This window comes from Gilliamella sp. Imp1-1 (assembly GCF_001690415.1).
GTDB classification, from domain to species: domain Bacteria; phylum Pseudomonadota; class Gammaproteobacteria; order Enterobacterales; family Orbaceae; genus Gilliamella; species Gilliamella bombi.
Window position 1 is genome coordinate 1 of record NZ_LZHK01000137.1, and the last position, 20,428, is coordinate 20,428.

Genomic DNA, 20,428 nt, shown 5'->3' on the forward strand with positions numbered 1-20,428 from the left:
CGTAATTATGGTAAGGATATAGATAAAAGCAGTATGGATAGGTGCCTTTATCGCTATCGTCATTTAGTCGAGAATGCCTTTGCTAGAATCAAGCAATATCGTTCAATATCAACTAGATACGATAAGTTAGAAAGGAATTATGCCAGTATGGTATCACTGGCATTTATGTTAATGTGGCTGCCAATGTATTGTTGAGTAATTTATGTACAGCAAAGATCAACAGCCCCTAGTAATCTAATTAACCAAATGCAAAAAGAAATTATAAGAATAGAAGAGTATAATAAACGAAAGAGTTTAACTAAAACAAAAAAAAGAAAGGTCAACATTATGAAATTTGTTATATCAATTTTATTGATAATTATCATCTTTGCCATCTCAATAGCAATAGGATCGGCTAATGATCAAATAGTAACCTTCAATTATTTGGTAGCTAAAACTGAAACCCGCTTATCAGTCTTATTAGCTATTTTATTTGGTTCGGGGTTTATTGTTGGTTGGATATTAACCGGCATTTTCTTTCTAAAATCTAAATTACAGCACTCATCAACAAAACGTAAACTAAATAAATTACAAAAAAAATATGATGAAGGCATGGCTAATAACCAGCAAATAAACACAACTAAAACTAATTAAGAATAGGTTACTATGTTTGAACTGTTATTTTTGTTACTTCCTATTGCCGCCGCATACGGTTGGTATATGGGTGACAGAAATGCAAAACAGAAACATCTAAATCAATCTAATCGACTATCTCGTGAATATGTTGATGGTTTGAATTTTCTTTTATCAAATCAAAAAGACAAAGCTGTCGATCTTTTCTTAGACATGTTAAAAGAAGACGATGGCACACTTGAGGCGCATTTAACATTAGGTAACTTATTCCGCTCTCGGGGTGAAGTTGATCGTGCTATCCGCATTCATCAAGCGCTATTAGAAAGCTCATCTTTAACATTTGAACAAAGACTATTAGCTATTCAACAACTAGGTAGAGATTACATGGTTGCAGGCTTTTACGATCGTGCTGAAGAGACATTTTTGCAATTAATTGATGAAGAAGAATTTCAACAACATGCATTACAACAACTTATTATCATATATCAATCAACCAGTGAATGGATAAATGCCATCAACATGGCAACTAAATTGGTTAAACTTGGTAATATAAAATACAAAACCGATATTGCACAATTTTATTGTGAATTAGCGTCAATAGCGATTGATAATGATGATCTTGATAAAGCCAATAGCCTATTACAAAAATCAGCAATTGCAGACACTAAATGTGCTCGTACTTCACTCATGTTGGGGCAAGTTCTTATGGTACAAAACAAAACAGAGCAAGCTATCAAATCTTTTCAGCAAATATTACAGCAGGACAAAGCTTTTATTGGCGAAGCATTACCTGCATTAAAAGAGTGCTACCTAAAGCTAAATAATCAATATGAATTTCAAGAATTTTTACAAATATGTGTCGATCAAGATACAGGTAATGTTGCTGAATTAATGCTTGCTGATGTTATCGAAAAAGAAAAAGGTCTAGACGCCGCACAATATTATATGTATCGAGAATTACTGAAACACCCTAATTTAAAAGGGTTCTATCGATTAATGAATTATCATGTTGCTGATGCAGAACAAGGTAAAGCTAAAGAAAGCCTTTTACTTTTACGCAACATGGTTGGCGAACAAATAAAAGCAGTACCCAATTATCGATGCCAGAAATGTGGATTCACAGTTAACTCACTCTACTGGTTATGCCCGGCTTGCCGTTCGTGGTCAACAATAAAACCTGTTCGTGATTTTGAACAACATTAAAATAAACAAAGAAGAGATTTTTATGTTTTTAATTGATTCTCACTGTCATTTAGATAGTTTAGACTTTAGTACTAAATCCATCAAAGATGTTTTACAAGAAGCTATCAACAATAGCGTTAAACATTGCCTAAGCGTGGCAACAACACTATCTGGCTATGAATCGATGAAACATAAGCTTATACCTTATCAAAATCAATGCTCTTTCTCATGTGGGATTCATCCACTTAATCTTGATGACGAAACCTACGATGCCGAACGCTTTCAAACTTTAGCACAAGAAGACAACGTCATTGCACTTGGTGAAACGGGGCTTGATTATTACTACCAACAAGACAACTTAGAACTACAACAAACTATATTTAAAGAACATATCCGATTAGGGCGAAAGCTAAGCAAACCCGTTATTGTCCATACACGTAATGCTAAAGATGACACTTTAAGAATTTTAAAAAATGAGCATGTCCACTCTGGTGTTTTGCACTGTTTTACAGAAGATATCGAAACAGCAAAACAATTATTGGATCTTGGTTTTTATATTTCCTTTTCAGGAATTATCACCTTTAAAAATGCCGAGGCTCTACGGGAAGTTGCGAAATATGTTCCACTTGATCGTATTTTGATCGAAACTGACTCACCTTATCTTGCTCCCGTACCATATCGAGGTAAAGAAAACCAACCTGCTTATGTTCGTGTAGTTGCGCAATATTTATCTGCTTTAAAAGGTGTTTCTTTAGAGGATATAGCCCAAAAAACCACCCATAATTTTTGCCAGTTATTCAATCTTCAAGGAAAATTAAATGAATTATAAATTAACTATTGATTGGGATGATTTTTTAAGAAAATTTTGGCAAAAAAAACCGGTAATCTTACGCAAGGCATTTGTTAATTTTATTGATCCCATAACACCAGACGAATTAGCTGGTTTAGCGATGGAAGAAGAAATTGATAGCCGAATTGTTTCTAATAAAGATGGTGTTTGGGATGCTAAATTCGGACCATTTACTCAATTCAATAACTTAGGTGAAGATCATTGGAGTTTGCTAGTACAAGCCGTTGACCATTGGCATGAACAAGCAGCGACCTTACTTAAACCGTTTAAATGCCTTCCACAATGGCAATTTGATGATCTAATGATTTCTTACGCAACCCAAGGCGCTGGAGTTGGACCTCATATTGATAATTATGATGTATTTATTATTCAAGGCATGGGTAGCAGGCGTTGGCAAGTTGGCAATTGCGATCCAAATTATAAACAATTTAATGCACACAAAGCATTATTACATGTCGAAGAATATCAACCAATCATTGACGAAGAGCTCACCACAGGCGACATTCTATACATTCCAACAGGTTGTCCGCATAATGGTATATCAATTGGTGAATCATTAAGTTATTCCGTTGGCTTTATGACACAAACATCACAACAACTATTAAGTAGCTTTGCTGATTATGTCATTGATAACCTACCAATTAGTATTTATTATCAAGATCCAGATTTAAAGCTACCTAATGATCCTCATCGCGTTCAACCTTATGAACTAACAAAGGTACAAGATCAAATTATTGATCTAATCAAAACACCTTCATTATTTAACGATTGGTTTGGTAGACACATTACTTTACCAATGCACGATCTAAATATTGTTCCAGTTGAACCACCATACAATTATGAAGAATTTGAATCATTACTAAAAGCTGGTGCAAAGCTACACCGTGTACTAAGCATTCGAATCTTTAAAGTAGGTGATTTTGGCTATATTCATGGTGAAAAAATTGACTTACCAATGCCTATCATAGATCTACTTTGTGAAAATGAAACACTATATTACGAACAGTTGCAGGATAAAAACACACTTAAAGTCATGCTTGATCTTGTCAACAAAGGTTATTGGTACTTTGCTGAAGATTAAATAAATCAACTGCCGATAACAAAATCGGCAGATAAAACGACTGTTCAGGGCATTAAGCTTGGCTTTTTACTAGTTTTAAGTATATACTTGCCCCGCTTTAATTTACCCTCCGTTTAATCACAAATTAAACATCATAAAACGCAAATTTTAAGTAACATCTATTTTTAAAAACTAGAGGTATACATGAAAACTGAAGCAAACACAGCCTTGCAAGCAGAAAGTGAAAACGAACATACAACCCCGTATCAAAAAAGAACCCTTTTTGCATCCACTGTCGGTTACGCACTTGATGGCATGGATATGATGATTTTAGGTGTATGTTTTAGTCTAATCTCGACTAGCTTTAACCTAACTAAGGCCGACTTAGGAACCTTAACATCAGTAACCTTACTTGGCGCAGTATTAGGTGGTATTTTATTTGGTATCCTTGCCGATAAATATGGTCGAGTAAGAGTCTTTTCATGGACTATTTTAATATTTTCTCTTTTCACCGGGTTATGTGCAATTTCACCTAACTATGAATGCTTTTTAATATTTCGCTTTTTAAGTGGACTTGGTCTTGGTGGTGAATTTGGAATTGGTATGACTCTAGTTTCTGAAAGCTGGCCTAAAAATAAACGCTCAAGAGCAACATCTATTGTAGCATTAGGCTTTCAAGTAGGTATCATCTTAGCCGCATTAACCGTTAATTTTATTGGTGAAATTTATGGTTGGCGCTGGGCTTTTGCCATGGGAGTACTGCCAGCTCTATTTGTTGCTTGGACACGTAAAGGTCTAAAAGAACCAGAAATCTGGCAAAATTTAAAAGCTCAAAATAAAAATAAAATAGCCATTGGTAAATTATTTAAAAATCCTCGAACCGTAGCAACTACAATAGGTTTAACTATTGCCTGTGCAGTACAAAATTTTGGTTTTTATGGGCTCATGGTTTGGATGCCAAATATGATTGCAACTGAACTCAAATTGCCATTCAAAAATACAATGTTCTGGACCATTTCAACAACAATTGGTATGTCATTAGGGATCTTAATTTTTGGTTGGTTATGTGATAAATTTGGTCGCCGTCCTTCTTATATCCTATTTTTATTCGTTTCGGCAGTTTCAATTTGGTTTTATTTTCATCAAACTGATATGTTTATATTAATCATATTTGGTTCAGCAATTGGCTTTTTTGTAAATGGCATGATGGGCGGATATGGTGCATTACTTGCTGAACATTACCCAACAGATGCCCGTTCAAGTGCTGAAAATATTATTTTTAATGTAGGTCGAGGAATTGCAGGAATATCGCAAGTTTTAATTGCATATTTAGCTACTGTTTATTCAATTAGCTACGCATTAGCTTTACTGTCTGCTGCTTATTTATTATCAGCGGCTGCATTTGTATTTTTAATACCCGAAACAAAAGGTAAAGAACTAGAATAACTCAAAAAAAACAGGGGAAATCACCCTGTTTTATATCACATTAATAAATTATATCAAAAATTAAAACAAACTACTTTAGTTAGCAGTACAAGAAGCTGGTGTCAATTTAACACTAAATAATTGCTCATCATTTATATAATAATTATGACTAACACCATTTGGGAATGCATCCCTAAGTTGTTTAACTTGTGAGCTATTACTACAATAAAGTGTTTTTAGACTTTCTGTCGTCATTTTTTGAGTATCAGGAATTGATAACTCATCTTTTGAACTATCAATTACATATTTATAATTAATTAAATCATTATCTTTAGTTATATCAATCAAATTAGTTTTTGCATCAACTTTAACTGGAAGCATTTTTTTTGCTTCGTTAATAATAGTTTCTTGCAAACGACTTAATTCAGTATTTTTTGAAGAATCACCAACTGCTTTATTAGCATCAGATTTTGAATTATCACAACTACAAAGAACCAAGCTTATCAAAATTGCTGACACTGTTTTTAAACTTTTCATTATTATTCCTTTGAGTAAATTTTATAAATTACATATCGACCACTTATTTAAAAAGTGGTCAATAAATTGTAAAATATCAGTGAAAAAAGTACATAAAAAAATTTACAATTTAAAACAAAAAATAAATAAAAATAAGCTTTAATAAGCCCCACCCATTTAGTGCTGATGATTTCTACTATTTTTTAAGTTGATTAATGGTTATTTAGAATCACAATCACTCGGTTTCAAATCAAACGACATAATTTTCTCATTTTCAAGATAATAATTATGACTTACTCCATTTGGGAATATGAGTTTCAACGCTTCAACATTTGGGTCATTACCACAATATAAAGTAACTATCGTGTTTAATACAGATTGCTGATTTTGCTTTAGCAATATCACATCTTTAGGCAAACCTTTTATAATATATTTATAAATAAGTTTATTGTTATCTTTTGATATGTCATTGAACATCGTAAATTTATCAATCACAATGGGTAACTTTTCTTTTATACCTGCAACAACCGAATCTTGAGCAAAACTATAATCACCATCTTTTTGCTCATTAAATTCTTTGATTTTTTCAGGTGTTGATTGAGCAATAATATTTTGTCCTCTTTCAACAATATCCATATTCTCTTGAATACTAGTTCGCTGAGTACCCATAACTTTTGCTTCTGAATTATTAAAACCAAATAATATTATTCCCATTAACATCACAAATGTTACTTTCATGCCTTTCATGTTTATTCCTACCCAAGCTAATTCATCACTACCTGATATCTTTTAAAAGATAAAACTATAAAAATACAAAAACAGTAATAATAATACTAATTAATCTTTAAAAGAGCTGTAAAAGAACTCTATTAAGAAAGAGCGTCCAAAATAAAAAGGGCTTCAATCAGCCCTTTTATATTAATAAAATTTAACTATTTATCCAAATTAATAAAAATATATTTAATCATCATCATCACAATCACTTGGTTTTACATCTACTGAAAATACCTTATCATCATTGATATAATAATTATGGTTAGCTCCTCTAGGGAATACTAATCTTAAAGTCTTCATGCTAGAATCATCACCACAATAAAACTCAACCAATTTATCTTGTAAACTCTTTTGACTAGTTTTAGCCTGTAATGTATCTTTAGTGATATTATTCACAATATATTTATAATTAATTACATTGCCATCTGACGATACATCAACTAAAGTTACACTTGAATCAATTGTTGCAGGTAATTTTGTTTTAATTGCCTTGATCATCAAACCTTGAGCAACATTATAATTACCTTCTTCAATCTTATTAAGCATCTCATCTTTTTCTGATTTTGTTTGTTGATACAAATCTTTAGCTTTATCACTAATGGCTGAGCTTACTTGCTTAACTTGGTCCTCAATTTTTGCATTTAATTGGCTAGCCTTATCACCAATTTCTGAGCTTAATTGATTGGCTTTATCGCTAATTTCTGCACCTGCTTGATTGGCCTTGTCACTTACTTCTGAACTTATTTGTTTGGCTTGTTGTTTAATATCATCAGTTTTTGATTTTGAATTATCACAATTGACTAAAAAAAGCCCTAACACTACTAAAGTGATCACTTTAAAAAGTTTCATTTTTATTCCTTTTTTATTTAATTTTTTGACTACCATGAATTAACTCATAACAACTATTTTATTTTAAAAGTTAATTTTATCTAATGTTAATAGTAAAAGAGTTTAAATAAACTCTTTTACTATAACAAATATCAATTAGTTAATATGCATACCGCCTGTAACACCATAAGTTTCGCCAGTTGTATAACTTGATTCTTCAGATGCTAAGTGCACATAAACACCAGCAAGTTCAACAGGTTGACCAGCTCGTTGTAAAGGAGTTTGTTTACCAAATTCAGGAATAGCGTCACTTGGTTGACCACCACAAATTTGTAATGGTGTCCAAACTGGACCTGGGGCAACAGAATTTACACGAATACCTTTATGACCTAATTGTTTAGCTAATCCACGTGTAAATGCGATAATAGCTGTTTTAGTTGAAGCATAATCTAATAAATTACTGCTAGGTTGATAAGCCTGAACAGATGAAGTTGTAATAATGGTTGATCCTGGTTTTAAGTAACCTAAAGCCGCTTTAGTTAACCAAAAAAGCGAAAACACATTAACTTCAAAGGTTTTCTTAATTTGCTCGGTAGTAAGTTCCATAATATCTTCAACAGCAACCTGCTTACCAGCAACCAGTGTCAAATTATCCAATCCATCTAATTGATGGTGTGCCTCTTCAACTAATTTTTTACAAAAAGTCTCGTCACTCAAATCACCGGGGATCAATACAGCTTTGCGCCCAGCCGCTTGAATAACCTTAGCAACATCTTCCGCGTCTTTTTGCTCGAAAGGAAGGTAATTTATTGCTACATCCGCACCTTCTTTAGCATAAGCAATCGCTGCCGCTCGACCAATACCAGAATCGCCACCAGTAACAAGCATTTTACGTCCTTCTAGGCGTCCATGGCCTTGATAGCTTTTTTCACCACAATCAGGGGTTGGGGTCATTTCACACTGTAAAGCTGGTGCAACTTGTGTTTGTTTTGGGAACTTATCATGATGATATTTGGTAAGTGGATTATAGATTTGTTTGCTCATAATTTTCTCCTAAGTTAAACATGTATTTGAAAACAAATTCAATATAACTTAAATAAAATCAATTAATAATCACAAAATCCTATTGATAAACCTATTTTAATCTTTAAAATAACTAATTAATTCAATAAATTATATTTACTGACAACAAAAATTAGAATATTCTTTTTTAAACTTAATAGCATTGCTCAATATCATCCCCAAAGATTTTTAAACAAACAAAAACTGAGGCTAATAATAAACAAAGGCGGCTTTCTATGATTGGCTTGGTGAGGTCATTGAAATTAGTAAAGCCGAAACCTTAAATATTGCATAATCTTGCACTGAACTAAGTGTATCAAATTAACATATACGAAGCTAGTAAAAGAAAATTTAAAAAACAGATTGCTTTTATTTACAACATATTGATTTTAGATAAATTATTATAATTTTTTTATTATTTATATTGTAGTGATAGTTAACACCATTTAGAAAATTTTTTAAGCTCATTCATCTCATTACTATTTTCACAATATGCGTTAAGTAATTTTTGAAGGATTGGATCATTGACTGAACTTTGAGAATCATTAAGATCACCATTTTCCAAATCCGCGGTAGACGTATCTTGTGAAGTTTTTTAGCGTTATCAAAGTTTATTAAAACCAATTTAAAAATAACAAAAATAATTAGTTGCAATATTTCCATACTGATATCTTTTTTTAATTATTTGATATTTCTTTATATTACTTATATTTATTTTTTATACACTGACATTGCAAAAACATCAGACCAAACTATTAAAACCGATATTTTTATACTAAAACACAGTGTTTCCTGAAACTTTTTCACAAACTATTTGTGCTAAATAGCAAAAGCAATAAAAAACTGTTGCACTTTTTTTAAAAACGAGTATTTTGTTAAAAATATTTTAAAAAATGATAAAAAGTTAATCATCCAACATTATGAAATTTTCACTCAAAATCGTCCTCATCAATATCATTGTCAGCGTAGTCATTATTCCTGCGCGGGGGCGTTTTTGAATAAAAAATATGTTTATACATAAATCAGAAAACCCCCGCTCCCCAAAAGCGGGGGTTTTTTTATGGTTAATGGACAAGTAAAGTACAAGCGAGGAATAAATGTTAGGAACACAGTGGATAGTAAAAACCTTAAAAGAAAAAGGTGTAACCACCGTTTTTGGATATCCTGGTGGACAAATTATGCCTCTATACGATGCACTTTATGACGGGGGTATTGAACATGTACTATGTCGTCATGAACAAGGTGCTGCCATGGCGGCTATTGGTTACGCTCGTGCAACAGGAAAAACTGGTGTTTGCATTGCCACCTCGGGTCCTGGTGCAACAAATATCATTACAGGTCTTGCTGATGCTTTGATTGATTCAGTGCCGATTGTTGCTATAACGGGTCAAGTACCAACCAAACTTATTGGTACAGATGCCTTTCAAGAAGTTGATGTTTTGGGATTATCTCTAGCTTGCACCAAACACAGTTATTTAATAGATGATGCACACGATTTACCCAATATATTAGAAGAGGCGTTTAACTTAGCCAATTCGGGAAGACCTGGACCAATATTAATTGATGTTCCCAAAGATATACAGCTTGCAAACCTAGATTATCATAACTATTTAACACCATCCTCATTAAAAATTGCACAGAATAAAACTCAACTATACCCAATCTTGCCTGATGATATAAAACAAGCCAAACAAATGATCACCCAAGCCCAAAAACCAATGCTTTACATTGGTGGAGGTGTTGGACTTTCAGGCGCAATATCCGAACTTAGAAACTTTATGGAATTAACACAAATTCCAAGTGTATCAACATTAAAAGGGCTTGGTGTTGCCGATATTAATAATCCCTATTATTTAGGATTAGTCGGCATGCATGGAGCAAAAGCAGCCAATTTAGCAGTGCAAGAGTGTGACCTACTAATTGCCCTAGGAGTACGATTTGATGACAGGGTTACCGGCAATCTTAATGAATTTGCACGACATGCTAAAGTACTTCATATTGATATCGATCAAGCTGAAATCAACAAATTACGCCAAAGCCATTTAGGATTACAAGGCGATATAAAGCAAGTTTTACCACTACTAAATCAAACAGTTTCAATTGATAACTGGCATAAAAAAATTAATCAACTAAAAGCACAACACCCAACTCGCTATGATCACCCTGGTGAAGCTATTTATGCGCCAACTTTATTAAAAACTATCTCTGAGCGAAAATCAGCTAATACTATTGTCACTACCGATGTGGGACAACACCAAATGTGGACAGCACAACATATGTGCTTTAATCACCCTCAAAACTTCATTACATCAAGTGGGCTTGGCACAATGGGATTTGGTTTACCATCTGCCGTTGGCGCACAAATGGCAAGACCCAATGACTGTGTAATATGTATATCAGGTGATGGATCTTTCATGATGAATGTCCAAGAATTAACCACTATAAAACGTAAAAAATTGCCAATAAAAATCGTATTAATTGATAACCAACGCCTAGGTATGGTTCGCCAATGGCAAGAATTATTTTTTAACGAAAGATACAGCGAAACAAATTTATCAGATAATCCCGACTTTTTAATGCTAGCCAAAGCATTTGATATATCTGGGCAAACTATCAACAAAAAGTCACAAATCGATGCTGCACTCGATAACTTATTCAATTCAAAAGGAGCTTATCTTTTACATGTATGCATAGATGAATTAGAAAACGTATGGCCACTGGTACCACCTGGAGCAGCAAACGAAAACATGCTAGATAGAAGTTGTAAGGAGTAAGCAATGAACGAACAAACACAATACCAATTAGTAATAAAAGCTTATGACAAATTGGGGGCACTTGAACGTATATTACGCATTATCCGTCATCGGGGTGGACATATTAAATCAATGCAAATGCAAACAATTGAAAACAACATACTAATTATGACATTAATATTAACCACTGAAAGATCGTTTTCGACACTACAAAATCAAGTAGCAAAATTAGAAGATGTAATAGTGATTGAATAATAACAATTTCAAACAATTTATTATTAAATAATAAGTTAAATTAAAAATAACAAACAATTTAACAGTTAAATAAACAAATAAGTATAGTATAATGCTTGACCGTTAAAGCAAAAATACCGAAAGCGAAGTACATACTTAACAAATTAAAAAATAAAGAGGGAAACAAAATGGGTTCTACAGCAAAATCTGATTATATTTGGTTGAATGGTGAAATGGTTCCATGGGCAGATGCAAAAGTTCATGTAATGTCACATGCTTTACATTATGGAACTTCGGTATTTGAAGGTGTACGTTGTTACGATACCCATAAAGGTCCTGCCATTTTTCGCCACAAAGAACATGCTCAAAGGCTGTTAAATTCAGCAAAAATTTATCGTTTCCCTGTACCTTATTCTCTTGATGAAATCATGGAAGCTACACGCCAAACTATCAAAAAAAATAATTTAAAAAGCGCTTATATTCGCCCATTAGTCTTTATTGGTGATGTCGGTATGGGAGTAAACCCACCTGCTGGATATAAAACTGATGTCATGATAGCGGCATTTCCATGGGGAGCTTATCTAGGCGAAGAAGCATTAGACCAAGGTATTGATGCAATGGTCTCATCTTGGCATCGGGTTGCATCAAATACAATTCCAGCCGCTGCTAAAGCAGGTGGTAACTATTTATCATCGTTATTAATTGGTTCTGAAGCGAGAGCAAATGGCTTCCAAGAAGGTATTGCGTTAGATGTTCATGGTCACTTATCTGAAGGTGCTGGTGAAAATCTCTTTATTATTAAAGATGGCATTTTATACACTCCGGTTTTATCGTCATCGGCGCTACCAGGTATTACACGTGATGCAGTATTAACACTAGCACTTGATATTGGTATTGAAGTACGAGAACAAACACTATCACGCGAATCACTTTATCTAGCCGATGAAGTCTTTATGACAGGTACTGCAGCGGAAATTACACCTGTGCGCAGTGTTGACCGCATCCAAGTTGGCATTGGCCGTTGTGGTCCAATCACCAAACAAATCCAACAAACATTCTTTGGTTTATTTAATGGTAAAACTGAAGATAAATATGATTGGTTAGATCTTGTTAAATAATAAATAAAATCAAAAATCCGCCAACTATGTTGGCGGATAACTTTTTAACTTGGTGATTAATATTAAAAACTACAAACCGTTAAACACGGTTACTTGCATAAAATTGGGAGCAGGAAATGCCTAAATATCGTTCAGCAACCTCGATCGAGGGTAGAAACATGGCTGGTGCACGCGCATTATGGCGTGCAACTGGCGTTAAAAATGAAGACTTTGGTAAACCCATCATTGCGGTGGTTAACTCATTCACACAATTTGTACCAGGACATGTCCACCTAAAAGACATTGGACAGCTAGTTGCCAAACAAATTGAAGCATCGGGTGGCATTGCCAAAGAGTTCAATACAATCGCAGTTGATGATGGTATTGCCATGGGACATGGTGGAATGCTTTACTCACTTCCTTCAAGAGAACTCATTGCTGATTCTGTCGAGTATATGGTTAATGCACACTGTGCCGACGCCATGATCTGTATTTCTAACTGCGACAAAATCACACCGGGAATGCTAATGGCTTCGCTTCGTTTAAATATCCCAACCATTTTTGTTTCAGGTGGACCGATGGAAGCAGGCAAAACCAAACTATCTGACCAAATCATTAAATTAGACTTAGTTGACGCAATGATTCAAAGCGCTAACCCAAATGTTAGCGACGCAGATAGCAAAGCCATCGAAGAATCAGCTTGCCCTACTTGTGGTTCTTGCTCAGGCATGTTTACAGCTAACTCAATGAACTGCTTAACTGAAGCATTAGGACTTTCATTACCGGGCAATGGTTCACTTATTGCCACTCACAAACAACGTGAACAACTCTTTTTAAACGCAGCTAAACGCATTGTTGAAATCACCAAACGTTATTATGAACATGATGATGTATCTTACCTGCCTCGTTCAATTGCAACAAAAGCGGCATATGAAAATGCTATGTCATTAGACATTGCTATGGGTGGCTCGACCAATACCGTATTACATTTGTTAGCTACTGCACAAGAAGGCGAAATCGACTTTACCATGTCAGATATAGATAGATTATCGCGAAAAGTCCCACATTTATGTAAAGTAGCGCCAAGTACAGCACAATATCATATGGAAGATGTTCATCGAGCTGGTGGTGTTGTGTCAATTATGTCAGAACTAGATAAAGCAGGATTACTAAATCGCAATGTACACAATGTTCTAGGACTAACATTACAAGAAACTTTCACCAAATACGACATAACTCAAACTACCGACGAAGCAGTAAAAAAAATGTATCGTAGTGGACCTGCAGGCATTCGCACCACTAAAGCTTTTTCACAAGATTGCTATTGGGATTCACTTGACGATGACCGTGTAAATGGTTGTATTCGTGATAAAGCTCACGCCTATAGTCAAGACGGTGGACTTGCAACACTCTATGGTAATGTGGCACAAGATGGCGCAATTGTTAAAACCGCAGGCGTTGCTGCTGAAAATTTAATTTTCCGAGGCCCAGCAAAAGTATTTGAAAGCCAAGAAGATGCTGTTGATGGCATATTAGGAGGCAAAGTAGTTGAAGGTGATGTCGTTGTCATCATTTATGAAGGACCAAAAGGTGGACCGGGTATGCAAGAGATGCTCTACCCAACCAGTTATTTAAAATCCATGGGGTTAGGCAAAAAATGTGCATTGATAACAGATGGACGATTTTCTGGTGGTTCCTCTGGCTTATCGATTGGTCATATTTCTCCTGAAGCAGCAAATGGCGGCGTTATAGGTCTTGTTCGTGATGGTGATATTATTGATATTGATATCCCAAATCGTAAATTAGTACTAGATGTCCCAACTTCTGAACTTGAACGTCGACGAGTTGCAGAACTAGAACGAGGTGAAAAAGCATTTACGCCTCATAATAGAGATCGTTACGTCTCATTTGCGCTTAAAGCTTACGCCAGTTTAGCAACAAGCGCAGACAAAGGTGCCGTACGAGATAAAAGTAAATTAGGTGGCTAATTGTGAAACAAGAAAATACTCAACTTACCGGTGCAGATTATTTAAAAGCAACACTTTGTAGCGCCGTATACGATGTAGCAGAAGTAACTCCACTTGAAAAAATGGAAAAAATATCGGCAAGAATACACAATCAAGTTTTTGTCAAACGCGAAGACCGCCAACTCGTCCACAGCTTCAAAATCCGTGGAGCACAAGCCATGATAGCCAGCTTAAGTGAAGAAGAACGCAAATGCGGCGTTATTGCCGCGTCGGCTGGCAACCATGCGCAAGGAGTGGCTTTTTCGGCTACAAAATTAGGCATCAGTTCTTTAATTGTTATGCCACTAACAACTGCCGATATCAAAGTTGAAGCTGTAAAAAGTTTTGGTGGTGAAGTATTACTTTATGGTGCCAACTTTGACGAAGCCAAAGCCAAAGCAATGGAACTAGCTAAAGAACAAAATCGCATCTTTATTCCACCATTTGATCATCCATTAGTAATTGCTGGGCAAGGCAGTATTGCTATGGAACTATTACAACAAAATGCTAAACTCGACCGAATCTTTGTACCTGTTGGTGGTGGTGGGCTTGCCGCAGGCATTGCAGTGTTAATCAAACAAATCATGCCATCAATCAAAGTTATTGCAGTTGAGCCTAAAGACTCAGCTTGCTTAAAAGCTGCATTAGATGCAGGTCACCCTGTTGATTTAGAGCGTGTCGGACTCTTTGCTGAAGGCGTTGCTGTCAAACGAATTGGCGATGAAACATTCAGACTTTGCCAACAATATATTGATGATATTATTACCGTGAATAGCGACGAAATTTGTGCGGCAGTGAAAGACTTATTTGACGATGTACGTGCAGTAGCTGAACCATCTGGCGCAGTAGCATTAGCTGGACTAAAAAAATATATCGATCAGCATAACATTTGTGGTGAAAAACTTGCTCATATACTGTCAGGCGCTAATTTAAACTTCCACAGCTTGCGCTATGTATCAGAACGCTGTGAATTAGGCGAAAAACGTGAAGCGCTATTAGCAGTCACCATTCCAGAAAAGAAAGGCAGTTTTTTAAGTTTTTGTCAGCTATTAGGTGGACGCGCAGTAACCGAATTTAATTACCGCTATCATGATGAAAAATCTGCTTGTATTTTTGTGGGAATAAAAATCTCAAAAAGTGAAGAAAAAGATGAAATTATGCAAGAACTTGCTGCTGCAAAATACCCGGTTGTAGATCTAACCGAAGACGAAATGGCAAAACTACATGTACGCTACATGATTGGTGGCAAACCTTGCAAACCGCTTCAAGAACAAGTATACAGTTTTGAGTTCCCTGAATCGCAAGGAGCGTTGCATAAATTCTTACAAACGTTAGGGACTAATTGGAACATATCAATGTTCCACTATCGTAGCCACGGTACCGATTATGGTCGTGTACTTGCCGCGTTTGAAATCGACGAATCAACCCTTAACCAGTTTAATCAACACTTAACTGAACTCGGTTATGGTTTCCACAACGAAACACATAATCCATCGCTTAAACTGTTTTTAACCAATCAAGGTTAAAATTAGTAACAACTATTCACCTATAAGGTGGATTAGCGAAGAGTACTTTTTTGTTGTAGTAAGTTTTATTTTTTAGAAAAGCGCTTTTGCTACTCAGTTGCAAAAGCGCAAGAATCGCAGACTTTGTCTTCTATATGCTCCTATGTATTGGTTGATGGCGTTGTAATACTACACCAGATAACTTTATAGCCAATAATGCAGAGATTATTGCTTTTGTTTTCCCTCATCAAATATTAAATACAGAATACTACGTATAAATAGTATTGGTTTTACTTACCATTAATATTTGTACACAGCAATAACAATAGCAGCATCGATGGTAAAAATTACTGTAAAAACGTCAAGGCTATAGCCTATTGAATAATAAAGTTAATTAATTTTAAAAATTTGTTAGCGTACGGTAACTTTTAAGGGGGAATTTCATTGTTTTAGTATATTTTTTAGATTTATTTTAAGGTATCTAAAAATAGTATGAATGCTCGTTTCTGTTCTATAGATAATACTCGCCAGTGTTGCAATAAACGAGCATCAAGGTCATTATGTTGTTTGTCGGTAAATTTCATTTCATAACTTTGTTGCTGTTCCCCTATTTTATTATTTAATACCAAACCGTTAGGATAGGTATCAAAATCAATAAAAAACCAACTTATTGGTGTTTTTAGGTGCTCTGCAATTTTAACAAAATGATCGAAGTTAATTTTATTTTCACCTCGTTCATAACGCGCTAATTGTTGCGGAGATAAGTTGATTTTTTCGGAAAGTTGAGCAACGGTCAAATCCATTTCTTTACGACGCTGTTGTATTCGTTTACCTACTATTCTATCTGTATTTGACGCTGCTAGTTTTACCATGTTGAGAATATCTAATATAAAAAATCATGGCTATCATTGTCTGAGATTAAAATAATAATTAAATACCTTTTTAGGATTAAAAAAACAAATAAATTCCATTAATAGATTTTTTGGCATTTTAATCGTCAGATAATCAGCTAAATATCAATTAAACAGATTCATTGAGTTATATTTTGTATTTTCCTTTATTGAAATAACGTTATCTCTAGCAACAATCAAATGATCTAATACAACAACATCGATCAACGCTAATGCATTTTTAATTTTAGAGGTTAATAAAATATCCAATAAACTAGGCTCTTTATCGCCACTTGGATGATTGTGAACCAAAATAATGGCCGTTGCTTGATAATATAATACTTGCTTTACAATTTCTCGAGGATAAACACTTGACTCATTAATTGTGCCACGAAATAGCTCCTCTAGTGCAATAATTCTATTTTGACTATTTAAATACAAAACACAAAACGCTTCATAATCATATAATCCTAAATGAAATATAAAATAATCCTTAATATGATCTATTGTGGATATCTTTTTCCCTACTTGTATATATTTTTTCATGATTTTTTTTGCTTGATCAATTATAGCTAACTCTTTTTGACTGATTATCATCATAAATATCTACTTTGTTATTATTATTGTTTATCTTAATATAAAATAATGACAGATTTTGTCATGTTTAATATTTGAGTAGGAAAATAAAAATGTACGAAAAATCATGGGATTTGTTTGATCTTGCTTTCGAATTACAAAATAGTGCTGAGGGATTATCATTAGATGAGATTCAACGGCGTTATAACGTATCACTACGAACAGCACAACGAATGTGTGCAGGGTTGCGTGATTATTTTCCAAATATGGAAGAGTATTCAACAGACGGACGCTGCAAGCGATGGCGGATTTCATCTCAACAGATAAATGCACTTTTTACTTTTTCCCCACAAGAGCTTTCTGCCTTGCAGGCTAGTGTGAATTTTTTAGAGCAACATAATTTACACGAGCAAGCCAAATCACTAGTTAGTTTAGAAACAAAGATTAAAAGTTTATTACAATCTAAAAAACGTAAAAGAAGCCTTGAAGATGAAACAGAAGCATTATTGAAAATTGAAGGATTAGCTTTTCGCCCTGGTCCTCAGTTTCATTTAAATGCAGAAATACTCAATGCATTACGAACAGCTTTGCTTAATAAAAAACAAATAAAAATAAAGTACTACAACAAAAATAGCGGTAAATACAGCCACAACACATTAGAGCCTTATGGAATTTTATATAGTGAACGAAATCATTACCTTTTAGCAAGACACAGTGATAACTATTATGGCCAACAGATCCATCATTTTATTTTGCATAATATAGAACAGATTAATATTTTAGAACTTAGTTATACAATCCCCGATTCATTTAATTTAACTGATTACTGTCAAGATATGTTCGGAGCCTTTAAAGAGGAACCTTTCGATGTGGAGTGGCGTTTTAGTCCTGAAGTAGCAAAAGAAGTTAGACATTATATCTTCCACCCAACTCAAACTATGATAGAAAATAAAGACAAATCAATAACCGTTAAATTTAAAGCAGGCGGTGCCCTTGAAATGTCTTGGTATCTCTATATGTGGGGCAATATGGTGGAAGTTATTAAACCCGTTGATTTTTGGAATTGGTTTGATGAAGAATAACAAAAACACCTCAAATAAATATACTACTCAATAGTAAAAATTATCTTTTCTATGTCAAATTTTGACATATATCATTATTAATATAATCAAACTAATCATCAACAAAAAATCCATTAATAGATTTTTTGTTAATTTAATTCCAATTATAGACTTATTAAGATAACTAGTCTACAATTGAATTTTTAACATTCATAAAAAAGGAAAAACGATGAAGAAATTACTATCTATATTAATATTAGGGCTTTTTTTAACAGGTTGTGGGGATGGTATGCCGCCTAGCTGTGATAGCAAAGATACAAAAAAGCTATTGAACCAAATAATGGCAAAACAAGGTGGCGGTCAACTTTCTTTTATTAACATTAGCGATCAATTAACACTTAACGAAGATAAAGAACAAAAGAGATACTTATGCCAAGCAAACGTTTCTTTTGGTGGTAATGGAGCATTCCCTGTTAAATATTCTGTATTTTTAGACAAAAAAAATAAAAACCAATTTTTTGTTCAAATTGTTAACTAATAAAAAAGGAGTATAGCATGTCATTACTAGATAAAATAAAAGAACAACAAAATAAAAGCATGTCTTCACACATTAAATATATTAAAGGAGAATATGGACTTGCAAAAACATTTTGGTTGTTTTGGTTTCTTCCTGTCGTTGTTATTACAATTGTTGATATGTTTACACGTACAAGTTCAGGATTATTTAATGGCAATATTTTGATTATCATTTGGTCAATAGCCACGTTATTCGCTGTCTATAACACAACCAATGATAATAATAAAAATGTATGGAAAATCATATCATTAATATTTGTAAGTTTAACAGTTATCACTCGAATATTTGCAATTTTTGTTGAATAATTATGAATAAGATCCTACTTAGGATCTTATCGGTTTATTAAATATTATGCTGAAAGGAATAATATGAAAAATAACTTACGCCACTTATTAGTTTTTTGTTGGCTAATTTTTACTACTCTTACCGTTGGTGCTGATACCTCCTATTCTTCAACCAAAACACCTTTATACAAAAATTTGTATTACAATATGCCTAAAAATGAAGTAATGCAGCAATATAGCACTGAACTAGATCCTGACGATCAAAATCAGCTGATAAGTTACAACCAAAGCTTTCTCGGTTTTCAATGGACAATGGTACTGATTTTTAACCAAAATAATCTTTTAGAATCTGTTTATCTTGAAACAGATTCAGACGATAACGGTAATAAATTAGGAACATTACTGACTGCGATAAGCAAGAACTTTTCTATTGTTTATGCTACAGATGATTCTAACAATGTTGACTTTGTATCTATCATAAAAGAAAAAGATCAAAATGCTACTCAAAAAGCTTTTGAAGAATTTTGGCTAGATGCTATTTCTCATTCTACATCGTTAAATATTATAGCTATCAGCAATGATTCTCTACAAGGTGTTTTTGGCAAAGCCAATAATTATATGTCATTACTTCACCGAATACCTGATACAGCAAGACAAGCAGAGCTCATTGTTATATCTGATGAAGATGATAATATCCGTTTAGGTGTAAATTTTACATTGCCTAAAAAACAACTTATAAACTTTCAAAATCAATCAAATGAAGATTTTTAATATTCTTTTCTGACCCAAACCTATTTATGGGTACCCAAATATTTTACATATTGGTACCCTTAATTATTTTTTACAATAACTAGGGGCTGTTGATCTTTGCTGTACATAAATTACTCAACAATACATTGGCAGCCACATTAACATAAATGCCAGTGATACCATACTGGCATAATTCCTTTCTAACTTATCGTATCTAGTTGATATTGAACGATATTGCTTGATTCTAGCAAAGGCATTCTCGTGGATCGGCTACACTAATTAGTACCAGTTTTATAAGGTCATTGTTATGATAAACTAAAAATAAGAGAAGGTAACAACAATGGCAATCGATTCATCACGAAGAGCAAAACGTAGCTTTACTAACG

General features: G+C 33.9%; 21 protein-coding genes and 1 pseudogene. 15 read left to right on the top strand and 7 right to left on the bottom strand.

The features are described from left to right. The 6 genes from A9G38_RS11210 to A9G38_RS11235 all read left to right on the top strand — a co-directional run. Positions 1-195, top strand: a 195-nt coding sequence (locus tag A9G38_RS11210; RefSeq protein WP_141671338.1) for a transposase, incomplete at its 5' end; no start/stop codon positions are given. 132 nt (positions 196-327) lie between these two features. Continuing rightward, entirely contained in the window at positions 328-633 is a 306-nt protein-coding gene (locus tag A9G38_RS11215; RefSeq protein ID WP_034914045.1) for a LapA family protein, read from the top strand. Between the two features lie 12 nt (positions 634-645). After that, entirely contained in the window at positions 646-1,815 is a 1,170-nt protein-coding gene (gene lapB, locus A9G38_RS11220; RefSeq protein WP_034914041.1) for a lipopolysaccharide assembly protein LapB, read from the top strand. A 22-nt stretch (positions 1,816-1,837) separates the two neighbouring features. Beyond that, positions 1,838-2,623, top strand: coding sequence for a YchF/TatD family DNA exonuclease (locus tag A9G38_RS11225; RefSeq protein ID WP_034914038.1), 786 nt, complete (start codon positions 1,838-1,840; stop codon positions 2,621-2,623). Next, positions 2,613-3,725, top strand: a complete 1,113-nt coding sequence (locus A9G38_RS11230) for a ribosomal protein uL16 3-hydroxylase (protein WP_034914033.1) — start codon at positions 2,613-2,615, stop codon at positions 3,723-3,725. The genes A9G38_RS11225 and A9G38_RS11230 overlap by 11 nt, the downstream gene beginning before the upstream one ends. Before the next feature lie 183 nt (positions 3,726-3,908). Further along, positions 3,909-5,150 carry an MFS transporter gene (locus A9G38_RS11235; protein WP_051634280.1) on the top strand — a complete coding sequence of 414 codons (1,242 nt, stop codon included), beginning with the start codon at positions 3,909-3,911 and terminating at the stop codon, positions 5,148-5,150. A gap of 75 nt (positions 5,151-5,225) precedes the next feature. Here A9G38_RS11235 and A9G38_RS11240 read toward each other — a convergent pair whose 3' ends face one another. The 4 genes from A9G38_RS11240 to A9G38_RS11255 all read right to left on the bottom strand — a co-directional run bounded on the left by A9G38_RS11240 (position 5,226) and on the right by A9G38_RS11255 (position 8,291). Continuing rightward, a complete protein-coding gene (locus A9G38_RS11240) occupies positions 5,226-5,666 on the bottom strand; it encodes a hypothetical protein (RefSeq protein WP_034914029.1) in 441 nt (146 codons plus the stop codon). 198 nt (positions 5,667-5,864) lie between these two features. Further along, on the bottom strand, positions 5,865-6,392 hold the full coding sequence (locus tag A9G38_RS11245; RefSeq protein WP_051634279.1) for a hypothetical protein: 528 nt from the start codon (positions 6,390-6,392) through the stop codon (positions 5,865-5,867). A gap of 213 nt (positions 6,393-6,605) precedes the next feature. After that, entirely contained in the window at positions 6,606-7,268 is a 663-nt protein-coding gene (locus A9G38_RS11250) for a hypothetical protein (RefSeq protein ID WP_141671210.1), read from the bottom strand. Positions 7,269-7,403: 135 nt separating this feature from the next. Further along, complete coding sequence (locus A9G38_RS11255) at positions 7,404-8,291, bottom strand: SDR family oxidoreductase (RefSeq protein ID WP_034914023.1); 888 nt, start codon at positions 8,289-8,291, stop codon at positions 7,404-7,406. A 1,115-nt stretch (positions 8,292-9,406) separates the two neighbouring features. On the opposite strand from A9G38_RS11255, the gene ilvG reads away from it, so the two are divergent. From ilvG to ilvA, 5 genes are all read left to right on the top strand, one after another. Continuing rightward, positions 9,407-11,083: an acetolactate synthase 2 catalytic subunit gene (ilvG, locus tag A9G38_RS11265; RefSeq protein WP_034914019.1), complete on the top strand. Its 1,677-nt coding sequence runs from the start codon at positions 9,407-9,409 to the stop codon at positions 11,081-11,083. Between the two features lie 3 nt (positions 11,084-11,086). Beyond that, complete coding sequence (gene ilvM, locus A9G38_RS11270; RefSeq protein WP_034914016.1) at positions 11,087-11,317, top strand: acetolactate synthase 2 small subunit; 231 nt, start codon at positions 11,087-11,089, stop codon at positions 11,315-11,317. Between the two features lie 167 nt (positions 11,318-11,484). Continuing rightward, positions 11,485-12,414 (top strand): branched-chain amino acid transaminase, encoded by a 930-nt coding sequence (locus tag A9G38_RS11275; protein WP_034914012.1) that lies wholly within the window; start codon positions 11,485-11,487, stop codon positions 12,412-12,414. Between the two features lie 116 nt (positions 12,415-12,530). After that, positions 12,531-14,381, top strand: coding sequence for a dihydroxy-acid dehydratase (gene ilvD / locus A9G38_RS11280; RefSeq protein ID WP_034914009.1), 1,851 nt, complete (start codon positions 12,531-12,533; stop codon positions 14,379-14,381). Positions 14,382-14,383: 2 nt separating this feature from the next. Then, entirely contained in the window at positions 14,384-15,925 is a 1,542-nt protein-coding gene (ilvA, locus tag A9G38_RS11285) for a threonine ammonia-lyase, biosynthetic (protein ID WP_034914005.1), read from the top strand. A 446-nt stretch (positions 15,926-16,371) separates the two neighbouring features. On the opposite strand, the gene A9G38_RS11290 is transcribed toward ilvA, so the two are convergent. Both A9G38_RS11290 and radC read right to left on the bottom strand, forming a co-directional pair. Then, entirely contained in the window at positions 16,372-16,776 is a 405-nt protein-coding gene (locus A9G38_RS11290; RefSeq protein ID WP_034914001.1) for a helix-turn-helix domain-containing protein, read from the bottom strand. A gap of 144 nt (positions 16,777-16,920) precedes the next feature. Then, positions 16,921-17,394: a RadC family protein gene (radC, locus tag A9G38_RS11295; protein ID WP_051634277.1), complete on the bottom strand. Its 474-nt coding sequence runs from the start codon at positions 17,392-17,394 to the stop codon at positions 16,921-16,923. 89 nt (positions 17,395-17,483) lie between these two features. Here radC and A9G38_RS11300 point away from each other — a divergent pair, with 89 nt between their 5' ends. The 4 genes from A9G38_RS11300 to A9G38_RS11315 all read left to right on the top strand — a co-directional run bounded on the left by A9G38_RS11300 (position 17,484) and on the right by A9G38_RS11315 (position 20,063). Then, positions 17,484-18,452 (top strand): helix-turn-helix transcriptional regulator, encoded by a 969-nt coding sequence (locus A9G38_RS11300; protein WP_034913998.1) that lies wholly within the window; start codon positions 17,484-17,486, stop codon positions 18,450-18,452. A 208-nt stretch (positions 18,453-18,660) separates the two neighbouring features. Beyond that, positions 18,661-18,969, top strand: a complete 309-nt coding sequence (locus A9G38_RS11305) for a hypothetical protein (protein ID WP_034913994.1) — start codon at positions 18,661-18,663, stop codon at positions 18,967-18,969. A 17-nt stretch (positions 18,970-18,986) separates the two neighbouring features. Beyond that, positions 18,987-19,313 carry a hypothetical protein gene (locus A9G38_RS11310; RefSeq protein ID WP_034913991.1) on the top strand — a complete coding sequence of 109 codons (327 nt, stop codon included), beginning with the start codon at positions 18,987-18,989 and terminating at the stop codon, positions 19,311-19,313. Positions 19,314-19,376: 63 nt separating this feature from the next. Then, positions 19,377-20,063: a hypothetical protein gene (locus tag A9G38_RS11315; RefSeq protein ID WP_034913987.1), complete on the top strand. Its 687-nt coding sequence runs from the start codon at positions 19,377-19,379 to the stop codon at positions 20,061-20,063. Positions 20,064-20,177: 114 nt separating this feature from the next. Here A9G38_RS11315 and A9G38_RS11865 read toward each other — a convergent pair. Beyond that, positions 20,178-20,303 (bottom strand): annotated as a pseudogene (locus A9G38_RS11865) (IS5/IS1182 family transposase); the annotation flags it as partial. Positions 20,304-20,428: the final 125 nt, after the last annotated feature.